This window comes from Bacillus sp. FSL K6-2839 (assembly GCF_038003365.1).
Lineage (GTDB): Bacteria > Bacillota > Bacilli > Bacillales > Bacillaceae > Bacillus.
Genome location: NZ_JBBOOZ010000001.1, coordinates 487,251 through 500,979, shown reverse-complemented (window position 1 = coordinate 500,979; position 13,729 = coordinate 487,251). Strand labels below are relative to the sequence as shown.

The window sequence follows — 13,729 nt, the reverse complement described above, 5'->3', positions numbered from 1 at the left end:
GCTCGTTAGCGACGTATAATAATATACCATCATAACATTCATGCGTCAATATCTTTTTTTACAAAATATCCTCGATGATAGATTTTTTGCCCCTTTGTCTCAATCGGCTCCACTTGAACAATTCCTTTTTCCACAAAGAAATCAATCATGACGCTAAGGTCAGGCGTGAAATACTTGAGATCAGGATGCGCGAGAAGCTCGCCAAAAAGCCATATATCTTGCTGTTCCATGACATGACGCAAATGAGCGGCACCAATTTCTGCTTTTGAATGGATCAAAAAATCATTTGCTAAAAATAAAAGTTCCAAACGCTTATGCAGGCTTTCGTGGCTTTCAATGAGTTCTGAATAAAGTTTATATACTTCCGGTTCCATATGACGCACCTGATTCCAAACCGTCACTTCTGGGTGGAAGCCTTTATCGATCACTTCAATACGTGCCAAATGATGCAGAGCATGCACAATTGAATTATATGCATCAAGGAATTGATTTGACTCAAAAAATGCTTTTCCTTCTATATATCTGCGAATGAGCTTGCCGTATTCTAAACCGATTTTAAGTTTGCGGTTTGAAAACGGGAATGTACTTAGTTCATCAATCAAGTTGAAAATATATTCATTTCGATCAAATAGGACTTTCCCATTCAAAATCCAATCAATGATTCGGCGGTTAGTGCCGAGGGTAATCCATTCCTTCAGCTGATCATCTGTGACAACATTTAAAGAAGCTGTTTGGTGATCGGATTCATAGTGCTTGATAAATAACGGCTCTTCCGCTTCTTTTACAATGACTAGAAGTGCTGCATCAAAGTTATCCGTCTCAGAAGATACTTTGTGTCTTCTTTCTACTATAATCACAGCTAATGTGTCTGGATGGCTTGCTCTCTCTTGATAAATAGGACGGAGAAGATTTTCCATAGTGATTCCTCCAATACTCGGGTGTAAAGTTCTTCTCTAATGCTATGTATTTCTCCTCATAGAATCAAAATTCCTTCAATACAAGAAAAAAGATCATTGAATCATTATAAGCAATTTATTCACAAAACTCTATAACTAATTCAAACGGAAAGGTAAAATGTGCTATATTGGAGACAAGGGGGACTAGGGATGGCGAAATACTCCAGTAAGATTAATAAAATCAGAACATTTGCACTTAGTTTGGTTTTTGTTGGCTTTCTGATCATGTATATCGGTGTGTTCTTCAAGGAATCGATTTGGCTGTCGACTTTCTTTATGCTGCTCGGCGTCTTATCGATCGGATTGAGTACAGTGGTTTACTTTTGGATCGGTATGCTTTCTACAAAGGCAGTGCGTGTTGTTTGTCCAGGCTGTGAGAAGGAAACAAAAGTGCTTGGGCGGGTAGATATGTGCATGCATTGCAGAGAGCCGCTTACACTCGATCCAGCATTAGAAGGCAAAGAGTTTGATGAAACCTACAATCGAAAAAAGTCATAAAAAAAGCTGACCATTTAACCGGTCAGCTTTTTCATTAATGATTTTCTTTTTTCGCACATTCTTGACAAGTTCCATAGATCTCCAAGCGATGATGACTGACTTTAAAGCCCGTCACATGGGATGCAAGCTGTTCAACTTCATCAAGGCCAGGATAATGAAAGTCCACTATTTTTCCGCAGTTTTCACAAATCGCATGGTAATGGTCAGATGTCGCAAAATCAAATCGGCTTGAGGAATCACCGTACGTTAATTCCTTTACTAATCCAGATTCCCGGAAGACTCGTAAATTGTTGTAAACCGTTGCGACACTCATGTTTGGAAATTTTCCTTCAAGTGCTTTATATATATCGTCCGCGGTTGGGTGAGTCATAGAATTTACGAGAAACTCCAAGATGGCATGGCGCTGCGGAGTAATTCGAACACCGGTTTCTTTTAAAGCATCTAAAGCGTCTTTTAGTTCGTGAGCAGCCATTTCATCATGCACCTCTCTTCAAAAATATTCTTATATTATAATCTTTATAAATAGTGTACCCCCAGAGCCGAATCTTTGTCAATTACAATCCTCTTTTTTACCTATTCTTCTTCACAAAAAAGACCGGCATGTCTGCCGATCTCATCCTGTGATGATATTAAGCGTGAGCTTTCAGTTCCTCAAGCGCTTCTTCTACGTGGTCTTTCACCTTGACTTTTCGCCATTCTTTCACAAGCGTTCCTTCTTTATTAATAAGAAACGTTGAACGTTCAATGCCCATGTATTCTTTGCCAAAGTTCTTTTTCAGCTTCCATACCCCAAAGGCTTCAGACAATTTCTGTTCATCGTCTACAAGAAGCAGGAACGGTAAATCATGTTTTTCTTTAAACTTTTGGTGCTTGTCCTGACTGTCTGGGCTTACGCCGATAATGACAGCATCTAACTCTGCAAAGCTTTGATGGCGGTCGCGGAAATCACATGCTTCTGTTGTACAGCCTGGTGTCATATCTTTTGGATAGAAATAAAGGACAATATGTTTTCCTTTAAAGTCAGAAAGCTTTACTTTCTCCCCGTTGTCACCGGTTAATTCGATTTCAGGTACTTGCTGGCCTATTTCGATTGTCATGACACAATCCCTCCAACCTATTTTTTAATTAGCCTATCCAATTTTGAGAGGATATTCAACTAAGTACGCTTGCATCGGCATGTTAAAATAATGATAGACGACGTGATACGTTGAGATAGGAGGCTATTTATGAAATTCACAGAATCAAAAAAATTACATCAAGAGGCGCTGGAGCATATCGTTGGAGGTGTCAACAGTCCGTCTCGTTCATATAAGGCAGTAGGCGGCGGTTCACCCGTGGCTATGGAAAGAGGAGAAGGCGCTTATTTTTGGGATGTTGATGGAAACCGCTATATCGATTATCTAGCAGCATACGGTCCAATTATTACAGGACATGCTCACCCGCATATTACAAAAGCTATTACAAAAGCGGCTGAAACAGGTGTCCTTTACGGAACGCCAACGAAGCATGAAGTCACTTTTGCTAAAATGCTGAAGGAAGCCATGCCTGCTTTGGACAAAGTTCGTTTTGTCAATTCAGGAACAGAAGCGGTGATGACAACGATTCGTGTCGCGCGCGCATATACAGGCAGAACAAAGATCATTAAGTTTGCCGGATGTTATCACGGCCACTCTGATCTTGTGCTTGTGGCAGCTGGCTCTGGTCCTTCCACTTTAGGAACCCCTGATTCAGCAGGCGTACCAAAGAGCATCGCCAATGAAGTCATTACCGTTCCATTTAATGATATTGACAGCTACAAAGAAGCATTGGATCGATGGGGCGATGAAGTAGCAGCTGTCCTTGTCGAGCCAATTGTCGGGAACTTCGGCATCGTGGAGCCTAAGGACGGCTTCTTGCAGCAGGTCAATGACCTCACTCATGAAAAGGGCGCACTTGTGATCTATGATGAAGTGATTACAGCTTTCCGCTTTATGTACGGAGGAGCACAGGACTTGCTTCAAGTAAAACCTGACCTCACTGCATTAGGAAAAATCATTGGCGGCGGACTTCCGATCGGTGCTTACGGCGGTAAAAAAGAAATTATGGAGCAAGTCGCTCCTCTTGGACCAGCCTATCAAGCTGGCACGATGGCAGGAAATCCTGCATCCATTCTTTCTGGTATTGCATGCTTGGAAGTGTTAAAACAAGATGGTGTTTACGAGCGCCTTGATCAGCTTGGCGCTATGCTAGAAGAAGGCATTTTAGCCCATGCAAAAAAACATCAAGTAGATATTACGGTGAACCGCTTAAAAGGGGCTCTCACGATTTATTTCACAAAAGAAACCATTGTAAACTATGAACAGGCGGAAAATACGGATGGCGAAATGTTCGCCCGCTTCTTCAAATTAATGCTTTCTCAAGGGATTAACCTCGCTCCTTCTAAATATGAAGCTTGGTTCTTAACGATCGCACATACTGAAAAAGATATTTCTGAGACGCTGCAAGCAGTAGATCATGCGTTTGAACAGTTAAAACAATCATAATAGGGTCAAAAACAGGCGAAAAAAAATGCGCCTGTTTTTTTATTTATCAGCTCTTGTTTGTCAAAAGCGTGCGAATCTGTTACATTTCTTCTCAATACCTTCTTTTGATGTTTTCATGAACTTTCAAAAATCACTTGAATATTTCGGAAGACCGCTGTATATTACTTAGTTGTTCATCAAAATATTTATAATAAATGACGAGTGATCATCTATTATCAAAAAGAAAGGAATGCAGGGACAAAACCAATGAAACTTGGAGCCCGTATTTTAAAAACTGGTATTGCCATTGTACTCGCGCTTTACCTGGCAACATGGCTTGGGTTGCCAACGCCCGTCTTCGCGGGAATTGCAGCTGTATTTGCTATCCAGCCATCTATTTATCGATCTTTTTTAACGATTGTTGATCAAGTGCAAGCCAATATTATTGGAGCAGCACTTGCCATTACGTTCGGTCTGCTTTTTGGCACTGGGCCAGTCATTATCGGTTTAACCGCCGTCATGGTCATCGCCATTAATTTAAAGCTGAAGATTGAACACACGATTCCAATTGCACTTGTAACCGTCATTGCGATTTTAGAAAGTGCTGGGGATCATTTCCTTTCCTTTGCCTTAATTCGAACAGCTACTGTGGTGTTAGGAGTTCTTTCTTCATTTTTAGTGAATTTAATCTTCCTGCCGCCAAAGTATGAAACAAAGCTTGTTCATCACATTATGGAAAATACGGAGGAGATTTTAAAATGGATCCGTCTGAGCTCCAGACAGTCTACTGATCATTCCACTTTAAAGGATGACATCGATCAAATAAAAGAACGCATGATCAAATTAGATCACATTTACTTATTATACAAAGAGGAACGAAGCTATTTAAAGAAAACAACCTATGTAAAATCAAGAAAGCTCGTTTTGTTCAGACAGGCAATTATGACATCGAATCGTGCTCTGTACTTGCTGAAAAAGCTTCATAAATTAGAAAATGAGATTCATTTGATGCCAGAGCATTTCCGGGAAAGCTTAACGGATGAGATTGATTATTTACTGTATTGGCATGAGCGGACCTTGATGAAGTTTGTCGGAAAAATGAAGCCGCAGGACGATGAATTTCAAAACGAATGCTCTCTTCGCCTTGAAACGTTAACGAAATCATTTATCCAGCATCAGCAAAACCAAGAAAACGACTTGCTCGATTACAATATGCTGAATGTCATGTCCAGCATCATCGAATACCGTGATGAACTAGAGCATTTAGATACATTGATTACAAGCTTCCAGACGTATCATCCAAATGACAGTGAAATTGAGACAGATGAAAAAGAAGCATAAATAGAAAAGACCGATTTCGATAATCGGTCTCAGATTGTTGACAAAGGGCTAAAATGATCTTTATTTTAGCCCTTTGTCTTCTTTTCAGCGTGATAGAAAACCTTTGCAGTCTAGGAAGGACGAGTACCGGAGTGGAGCGAATTGAACATTCGTGAGCACCGGCACGCAGGACTGACACCGAATGCGAGGGTTTGTCTGCGCGCTGAGACCGATTCCTAGAATCGGTCTTATTTTATTTTCTTCATTTTAGGATCCAGTGTGTCTCTTAATCCATCTCCCATCAGGTTAAAGCCCAAAACTGTCAGCATGATCGCTACACCTGGGAAAATTAATGTCCAGGGGGCTTGAACGAGATAAGGTCTCGCATCGGCGAGCATTTTCCCCCACTCTGGGCTTGGTGCCTGTGCACCCAATCCTAAAAAGCCTAAAGCCGCTGCCTCGATAATCGCCGTTCCGATCGCAAGCGTCGCCTGTACGATGACTGGCACCATACTATTTGGCAGAATGTGACGCAGCACGATGCGGCGGTGTGACATCCCAACCGCCTTTGCTGCCAGCACGTATTCTTCTTGTTTAATACTCAGCACTTTTGAACGAACGAGCCGTCCAAAGGTTGGGACATTAATAATTGCAATGGCAATAAGGGCATTTTGTAAGGAGGGGCCTAAGATGGAGACGATCGCAATCGCTAGTAGAATACTAGGAAAAGCGAGTAAAATATCAAACAATCTCGAGATCACAGCATCTAGCACTCTTCCGCCATAGCCTGCTATCAATCCAAGCAGTGTGCCTAAAATGACAGACCCGAGAACCGAGAAGAAACCAACCCATAAGGAAATCCGCGCTCCATGCACAACTCTTGAAAATATATCTCTGCCGAAATCATCCGTACCAAACCAGTGCGCAGCTGAAGGGGCGCTAAATCGCTCACCAAGAGATTGTTCATTGATGCTATAAGGAGCAATGAGTGGTGCGAATATCGCTAGGATAAGAAATAAAAAGACAATCACACTGCCAATGACCGCCAGCTTGTGCTGAAAGAACTGCTTCATCGATTCAAGAATCAATGATTGAGAGCGTTCTTCTTTTGATTGAGGTGGTTCAAGCTCTTTTTGTGCTTCCATGTTGTCACTCTCCCTCCCTAATATTTAATCCTTGGATCAATGACCGCATATAAGATGTCAACAATGAAATTGATCAGGACAAATATCAGCGCAACGACGAGAATGCCAGTTTGAATGACTGGGTAATCTCGATAGCTGATGGCGTCATATATATACCGGCCAATGCCAGGCCATGCAAAAATGGTCTCTGTTAAAATGGCTCCGCCTAGCAAGAGGCCTGTCTGAAGACCAATAATCGTCAAGATCGGAATAAGCGCATTTTTCAGCCCATGCTGATAAATGATGAAAAATGAACGTACCCCTTTTGCTTTTGCTGTTCGAATAAAATCTGAATGAAGCACTTCCAGCATACTTGCCCTTGTTATCCTTGCAATAATCGCAGCAGGGATTGTGGCAAGTGCTGTACTTGGTAAGATCAAATGCTTGATGCTGTCAGTGAATTGATCAAATCTTCCTTGCAAAAGCGTGTCCAGTGTATGAATATAGGTGATTGACTCCACTGGATTTCTGACGTTTTCACGTCCCGTTGTCGGTAAAATACCTAATTCAATTGAGAACAGCCACTGCCCCATTAAACCTAACCAGAAAATCGGCATAGACACTCCAATGAGTGCAATAAACATTGCGACATAATCAAAGATGGAATGCTTAAACCAAGCACTAATGATTCCGGCATTCACTCCCACAACAATCGCCAGCACCATGGCAAAAAAGGTCAATTCTAACGTCGCAAATAAGTAAGGCTTCATTTCCTGGGCAATAGCCGCTCCTGTTCGTATCGAAGTCCCTAAGTCCCCTTTTAAAAGACCCAGCATGTAATGTCCGTATTGAACATACCAAGGCTGGTTTAAACCGAGCTGGATGGTTAATTGTTCTACTGCCTCTTTCGTTGCCCGCTGTCCTAAGATGACCTGTGCTGGATTCCCTGGAATAAACCGAATAATTGAAAACACGACCAATGTCATTCCAATCAGTACTGGGATGAGCATTCCTGCCCGCTTCATACAATAAGCAAACAAACAGCTTTCACCGCCTTTTTCTTTGTCTTCTTTTCAGCGTGATAGAAAACCTTTGCAGTCTAGGAAGGACGAGTACTGGCGCGAAGCGAATTTGACATTCGTGAGCACCGGAACGCAGGACTGACACCGAATGCGAGGGTTTGTCTACACGCTGTAAGGGAGATACAAGATCTCCCTTATTTGCTTATTCGAAATACACGTCATCTAAAGCTTCAGAACCAGTTGGATGCGGTTGATAGCCTTTTAAATCATTAGATGCTGCAAGCATTGGGATCGAATGCACCAATGGAATCCAAGGTGCTTCATCATGAATGATTTCTTGCGCTTTTTTATACAGCTCATTTCGTTTCTTTTGATCTGTATTTGTTTGCGCTTCAATGAGGATGTCGTGCATTTTATCGTTTTCGAAGAATGTATAGTTGTTGCCGCCAATGCTGTCTTTGTCCAAAAGTGTGTAGATGAAATTATCAGGATCGCCATTGTCCCCTGTCCAGCCTAATAAGAACACATCTGCTTCCCCTTTACTTGCCTTATCTAAATAGGTCGCCCAGTCATATGTCACAATTTCTGCTTTGACGCCGACCTTTTCAAAGTTTGATTGAATGACTTCTGCTACCTTCATCCCATCTGGCATATATGGACGCGGTACAGGCATCGCCCAAAGCTTGATGCGAAAGCCGTCAGGAAAACCCGCTTCTTTCAAAAGTTCCTTCGCTTTTTCTGGATCATACGGATATGGATCAATGTCGTCATTGTAGCCTTCTAAAGCTGGGGGAAGAGGGTTTTTTGCTGGCTCGGCAAGTCCGCCATAAAATGACTCAATGATGGATTCTTTATCGACCGCGTAATTGAGCGCCTGACGAACGAGCTTGTTATCAAGCGGCTTTCTTGTGACAGTGAGTCCGATATAGCCTACGTTCATTGATGGTCTTTCAATGAGCTGGAGTGCTTTATCAGTTTTAATGCCATCTAAATCTGACGGATTCACGCCATCCATCAAATCGATCTCACCTGTTTTCAGGGCATTTAAACGAGCCGAGTTTTCTGGAATAGAGCGGAAGATGATTTGGTTCAGTTTTGGTTTATCCTTCTGCCAGTAATCTTCGTTCTTTTCTAACACAATACGGTCGTTTTGCTTCCACTCTTTAAACTTGAATGGTCCTGTTCCCACTGGATTCTCACGAAAAGAATCACCGCTTTTTTCAACAGCCGCAGGACTTGCGATGCCAAACGGTGACATAGCAATGTTTTTAAGGAATGTCGCCTGCGGGCGCTTTAGCTGAAATTCAACTTCATGCTCTCCTTTGACGATGATGTCTTTAATCACATGTCCTTTATCTTTTTTATAGCCGCCAAACATGCCATAGTAAGGAAATTTTTCTGCATCACCATTCATCCAGCGGTCAAAGTTGAATTTCACTGCTTCTGCGTTAAAGTCTGTGCCATCGTGAAATTTCACACCTTCTCTTAAGTAGAATGTGTATGATTTTCCGTCCTTTGCAACATCCCAGTCTGTTGCGAGACCAGGATGGATGGTCGTGTCTTTCTCACCATAATTCAGTAGCTTTTCAAACATATTCTCTGTGACCTTGAAGGTTTCGCCTTCTGTCGTTGTGATCGGATCTAGTGAAGTGGAGTCTCCTCCTCTGCCAAATACGAGGGTGTCTTTTGTTGCTTTTTCTTCTGATGACGGTGCGGACGAGCATCCCCCCAAAAACAGTGCAAGTGCCAGCACAAAAATGAAACTACTGAATAACCATGTCTTCTTCATTGTGTTCCTCCTTTTGATATAAGTAACACGCCGCTGCGTGCCCCGGTCCCTCCTCATACAAAGCAGGGACTGCTTTTAGGCATTTCTCCCACCTTTTTGGACACCTTTTGTAGAAAGGACAGCCGCCTTCTATCGTCATTGTGGACTCTTCTGCTGACACATCTTGCGTTTCCAGCACGTGGTCCATATGTGGAATGGATTTCAGAAGCAGCGACGTATAAGGATGAAGCGGGCTGTGAAACACGTCTTCGGCAGGCCCCATCTCGACAATTCGGCCAGCATACATGACTGCGATTCGGTCGCTCATATACCTGACAACACCAAGATCGTGAGAAATAAACAAATACGTCAGAGAAAGCGTCTTTTGCAATTCAAGCATCAAATTCAAAATTTGTGCTTGAACGGATACATCTAAAGCCGAAACTGGTTCATCGGCAATGACAAGACTTGGATGGGTAATGAGTGCTCTAGCGATACCAATACGCTGCCTTTGTCCGCCGCTGAATTGGTGCGCATAACGTTCCCCGTAGGAAGGATCAAATCCGACAATGTGCAGCATCTCTTTGACCCGCTTTCGTCTATCTGGCTTCGTCCCATTCCAGTGAACAATCAGCGGTTCCTCTAAAATATCTTTTATTTTCATTCGAGGATTTAATGAAGCGTATGGATCTTGAAAAATCATTTGAATGTCTTTTCTTAAAGAACGCATCTCTCTTTCTTTCAAAAGGGTGACCTCTTGCCCTTTCAGTTGAATAGAGCCTGACGTCGGTTCAGTCAATCTCATTAAGCTTTTGCCAAGTGTTGATTTCCCGCAGCCTGATTCACCGACAATGCCTAGCGTTTCCCCCTCCTTCACGTGAAAGGACACTTGATTTAAAGCCAGAGTCGAATGTTTGTGTTTAGAAAAAAAAGCGGCTGTGTCATACCGTTTTGTCAGCTGATTCACTTGCAAGAGTGGGCGACTCAGTGTCTTCTCCTCCTTCCATTAGAAAGCATGCCACGCGGTGGTCCTGTTCAATGGATTGTAAAACTGGATCTTCTTCAAGACATTGCGCCATTTGATAAGGACAGCGCGCGGCAAATTGACAGCCGGATCGAATGGTTCCCGGCTTAGGTACATGACCTGTAATAGAGATGAGCTTTTCTTTTTTCTCTTTAAACGATGGAACTGAGGCGAAAAGACCTTTTGTGTAGGGATGCAGAGGTTTTTGAAAAATACGGTCAACGGTTCCTTCTTCTACAATTCGACCGGCATACATAATCATGACTCGCTGGCATATTTGCCGCACGACGCCTAGATCATGGGTTATAAATAAAATAGCGGTGTCCATCTCTTCGTTTAGCTTTTTGAGCAGGCGAAGGATTTGCGCTTGGATGGTCACATCAAGTGCAGTTGTCGGTTCATCTGCGATCATGAGCTTTGGATGGCAAAGCATCGCCATCGCAATCATGACACGCTGGCGCATGCCGCCTGATAATTCATGCGGGTATTTTTTAAGTAACGATTCGGCTTGCTTCAATCCGACTGTCTGAAGCAGATCAACCGCCTTTGCTTTTGCTTCTTTTTGACCGATTGCTTGATGTGTGAAAAGGGCTTCCGTCATTTGTTTGCCTATGGTCATTAATGGGTTCAGAGAGGTCATTGGCTCTTGAAAAATCATCGAAATGTCATTCCCTCTTATCTCTCGCCACTGTTTTTCTGAAAGCGACAGCAGGTTTTGCCCTTCGAATTGAACCTCACCCGTTGTGTCTGTTTGCTGGTTCAGGCCCATTAATGACATAGATGTGATACTTTTCCCGCAGCCAGATTCGCCAACAATTCCTAAGGTTTCTCCTTTTTGAATCGAGAACGATATGTGATGGACGATGGGTACTTTTTGCTTTTTTTGCTGAAACGCAATGGACAGCTGTTTGACATCTAGCAGCACGTCTTGTTCTTTCACATATTCACCACCCCGTCATACTTTTTAAAATTGTATTGAGACAAGCTGGGAAATATGTCATGTTTTTGACAAGCATAAAAAAGCCTATCCGCTAGAATCGGATAGGCTTCTACTAATTTAATGTTTGAATGGTAAATAGATGGCGATAGTGGCTGTCTCGGTTCATTAATTCTTCGTGTGTTCCTTTTTCCACAATTTCGCCTTGTTCCATAACGACAATGAGGTCAGCATGTGTAATCGTTGATAAGCGGTGCGCGACAATAAAGGTTGTACGCTCCTTCGCTAGCTTTTGCATCGCTTCTTGAATGTAATGTTCACTTTCTAAATCAAGTGCAGACGTCGCTTCATCTAAAATCAAAAGCGGTGGATTTTTTAGAAAGACCCTTGCAATAGAAATTCGTTGTTTTTGACCGCCTGACAGCTTCACGCCCCGTTCTCCTACCTTCGTGTCATATCCTTCAGGAAGAGACATAATAAAATCATGGGCATTTGCCGCTTTTGCAGCCGAAACGATTTTTTCAAAAGATGCTTCTGGATCTCCAACCGCAATATTTTCTTTAATCGTGTCACTGAATAAGAATGTATCCTGCAGCACCATTCCGACTTGATTTCGAAGGCTTCTTGCTTTGTACTCTTTTATATCGATGCCGTCAATTTCAAGAGACCCGTTTGTCACATCATAAAATCTTGGAATTAAGCTGACGAGTGTCGACTTCCCTCCACCGCTCATTCCTACAAGCGCAACCGTTTGTCCTTTTTCTACTTTCAAGGAGATATTGTGCAGAATCTCTTCCTGTGTGTGTTCATAACGAAACGACACATTTTTAAATTCGACCTCTCCTTTTAAATGATCGGCTTCTTTTGCATTCGGCCGATCTGTTACCTCATATGGCTCATCAATAAATTCAAAGATACGATCCATTGACGCTACCGACTGAGTTAAAGTCGTGGATGAGTTAATGAGGCGGCGAATTGGGTTATACATCCGGTCAATATAACCGACAAAGGCAATCATGGTCCCGATCGAAAGTGATCCATTAATTACGGTGTAGCCAGCAAATGCAATGATCAATAGCGGTGCAATATCAGTAATGGTATTGACGACGGCAAATGTTTTAGCGTTCCAATTCGTATGGTTGATCGCTTTGTTTAAGAAATTTTTGTTTTCATCATGAAAATGTTCTTGTTCATATTCTTCAATGGCAAAGCTCCGAATGACTGGCATACCTTGTACCCGCTCATGAAGATGCCCTTGCACTTCAGCCAGCGCCTGCGACCGCTCTTTTGTCAGCTTGCGAAGCCTGCCGTAAAAATACTTCACTGCAAACGCATATAGCGGAAAAATAATGACAGACACGATGGTGAGCTTGATGTCCAGTGTACACATAATGGCGATCACGATCAGCACGGTCATCAAATCAAGCCAAATGTTCATAAGACCTGTGATGACAAACTCCTTTGTCTGCTCCACATCGTTGATGACCCTTGAAATAATTTCCCCAGTTCTCGTGTTAGCATAATAACGAAGACTGAGCTTTTGAATATGCGAAAACAGCTTTTCCCGAATATCAAATAATACCTTACTGCCTGTCCATTGCGCATAGTATTGTCTATAGTATTCAACAGGCGGTCTCATCACTAAAAATAATACGAGCATGATTCCCATTATGATCAGTAGAGATGATGTCTTTTCTTCAGCCGACCCCGAGCCTTGAATGACATCATCAATGACATACTTTAAAAGCAGAGGCAATGTTAAGGGAATCGAGAACTTGATCATCCCGATGACCATTGTCAATGCAATCTGTTTTTTATACGGTGTAACAAAAGCCATGTAGCGTTTAATGACCCCCATGTAAATCTCCTTCCCAATCTATCAGTGCCTCTTATCCGTACGCAGTCAAAAACCTGTTAGCCTAAAAAGCCAAACAGGTTTTTGCTGCTCTTGCTTATTTTGTATAATGTAAAAAACGTTCATACCACATATCCACAAATTCAGGAGCAAACGGACCTTTCCGCTGGTGAATCCAATGCAATAATGTATTCAGATGCTCTCTTAAGATACTATCGATTTCCTTTGGATAATTCATCTGCCTCTTATGATCTACATATTCATCCTCATCCAAAATATTGTACGTCATGTCTGGAAAGACTTTGACATCTAAATCGTAATCAATATACTTAATTGCCTCATCATCTGTCGCAAAAGGAGAGCTGATGTTGCAGTAATAATATACCCCATCATCTCTAAGCATCCCAATTACATTAAACCATTGTTTTGCATGGAAATAGCAAATAGCCGGTTCTCTCGTCATCCAAGTACGGCCGTCGGATTCAGTCACCATTGTACGGTCGTTTGCACCAATGATACACAATTCCGTTGCTTTCAGAATGGTGGTTTCATTCCAAATCCTGTGGATCAAGCCATTGTGTTTATAGCTTTGAATTTGGATGGTTTCTCCTTCCTTGGGATAGCCCATATTTTCTCCCCTACTTTCTATAACAAACAAACCTAACAGTCCAAAGACCTAATTTCCCAACTAAACATGTCTCTATTATATTATACCGTTACATCA

The 13,729-nt window shown here is 42.3% G+C and carries 13 protein-coding genes; 3 read left to right on the top strand and 10 right to left on the bottom strand.

Translation table 11 applies throughout. The annotated features are described in order from the left end of the window. Positions 1-38: 38 nt before the first annotated feature. Positions 39-917, bottom strand: a complete 879-nt coding sequence (locus tag MHH26_RS02195; RefSeq protein WP_034664951.1) for a nucleotidyltransferase-like protein — start codon at positions 915-917, stop codon at positions 39-41. Positions 918-1,106: 189 nt separating this feature from the next. Between MHH26_RS02195 and MHH26_RS02190 the strand changes: the two genes are divergently transcribed. Further along, complete coding sequence (locus MHH26_RS02190; protein ID WP_307499339.1) at positions 1,107-1,454, top strand: YgzB family protein; 348 nt, start codon at positions 1,107-1,109, stop codon at positions 1,452-1,454. A gap of 34 nt (positions 1,455-1,488) precedes the next feature. Here the strand turns inward: MHH26_RS02190 and perR are convergent, their stop codons facing one another. Next, positions 1,489-1,926 (bottom strand): peroxide-responsive transcriptional repressor PerR, encoded by a 438-nt coding sequence (gene perR, locus MHH26_RS02185; RefSeq protein ID WP_012009347.1) that lies wholly within the window; start codon positions 1,924-1,926, stop codon positions 1,489-1,491. 157 nt (positions 1,927-2,083) lie between these two features. After that, on the bottom strand, positions 2,084-2,551 hold the full coding sequence (gene bcp, locus MHH26_RS02180; RefSeq protein WP_034664955.1) for a thioredoxin-dependent thiol peroxidase: 468 nt from the start codon (positions 2,549-2,551) through the stop codon (positions 2,084-2,086). A 129-nt stretch (positions 2,552-2,680) separates the two neighbouring features. On the opposite strand from bcp, the gene MHH26_RS02175 reads away from it, so the two are divergent. Next, the gene (locus MHH26_RS02175) at positions 2,681-3,976 is read left to right on the top strand and encodes a glutamate-1-semialdehyde 2,1-aminomutase (protein ID WP_307499338.1); all 1,296 of its coding nucleotides are present in this window, start codon (positions 2,681-2,683) and stop codon (positions 3,974-3,976) included. Between the two features lie 246 nt (positions 3,977-4,222). Then, positions 4,223-5,296, top strand: a complete 1,074-nt coding sequence (locus MHH26_RS02170) for an FUSC family protein (protein ID WP_307499337.1) — start codon at positions 4,223-4,225, stop codon at positions 5,294-5,296. A 227-nt stretch (positions 5,297-5,523) separates the two neighbouring features. Here MHH26_RS02170 and MHH26_RS02165 read toward each other — a convergent pair whose 3' ends face one another. From MHH26_RS02165 to ntdP, 7 genes are all read right to left on the bottom strand, one after another. Continuing rightward, the gene (locus tag MHH26_RS02165) at positions 5,524-6,420 is read right to left on the bottom strand and encodes an ABC transporter permease (protein WP_307499336.1); all 897 of its coding nucleotides are present in this window, start codon (positions 6,418-6,420) and stop codon (positions 5,524-5,526) included. A gap of 17 nt (positions 6,421-6,437) precedes the next feature. Then, positions 6,438-7,439: an ABC transporter permease gene (locus MHH26_RS02160; protein ID WP_060595826.1), complete on the bottom strand. Its 1,002-nt coding sequence runs from the start codon at positions 7,437-7,439 to the stop codon at positions 6,438-6,440. Between the two features lie 184 nt (positions 7,440-7,623). Then, positions 7,624-9,210, bottom strand: coding sequence for an ABC transporter substrate-binding protein (locus MHH26_RS02155; RefSeq protein ID WP_307499333.1), 1,587 nt, complete (start codon positions 9,208-9,210; stop codon positions 7,624-7,626). Next, the gene (locus MHH26_RS02150; protein ID WP_307499332.1) at positions 9,185-10,162 is read right to left on the bottom strand and encodes an ABC transporter ATP-binding protein; all 978 of its coding nucleotides are present in this window, start codon (positions 10,160-10,162) and stop codon (positions 9,185-9,187) included. Before MHH26_RS02150 ends, MHH26_RS02155 begins: the two co-directional genes overlap by 26 nt. After that, positions 10,131-11,153, bottom strand: a complete 1,023-nt coding sequence (locus MHH26_RS02145) for an ABC transporter ATP-binding protein (RefSeq protein WP_106031309.1) — start codon at positions 11,151-11,153, stop codon at positions 10,131-10,133. Before MHH26_RS02145 ends, MHH26_RS02150 begins: the two co-directional genes overlap by 32 nt. Before the next feature lie 112 nt (positions 11,154-11,265). Continuing rightward, the gene (locus MHH26_RS02140; RefSeq protein WP_307499330.1) at positions 11,266-13,008 is read right to left on the bottom strand and encodes an ABC transporter ATP-binding protein; all 1,743 of its coding nucleotides are present in this window, start codon (positions 13,006-13,008) and stop codon (positions 11,266-11,268) included. A gap of 94 nt (positions 13,009-13,102) precedes the next feature. Continuing rightward, positions 13,103-13,633: a nucleoside tri-diphosphate phosphatase gene (gene ntdP, locus MHH26_RS02135; RefSeq protein WP_106071860.1), complete on the bottom strand. Its 531-nt coding sequence runs from the start codon at positions 13,631-13,633 to the stop codon at positions 13,103-13,105. Between the last annotated feature and the right edge of the window lie 96 nt (positions 13,634-13,729).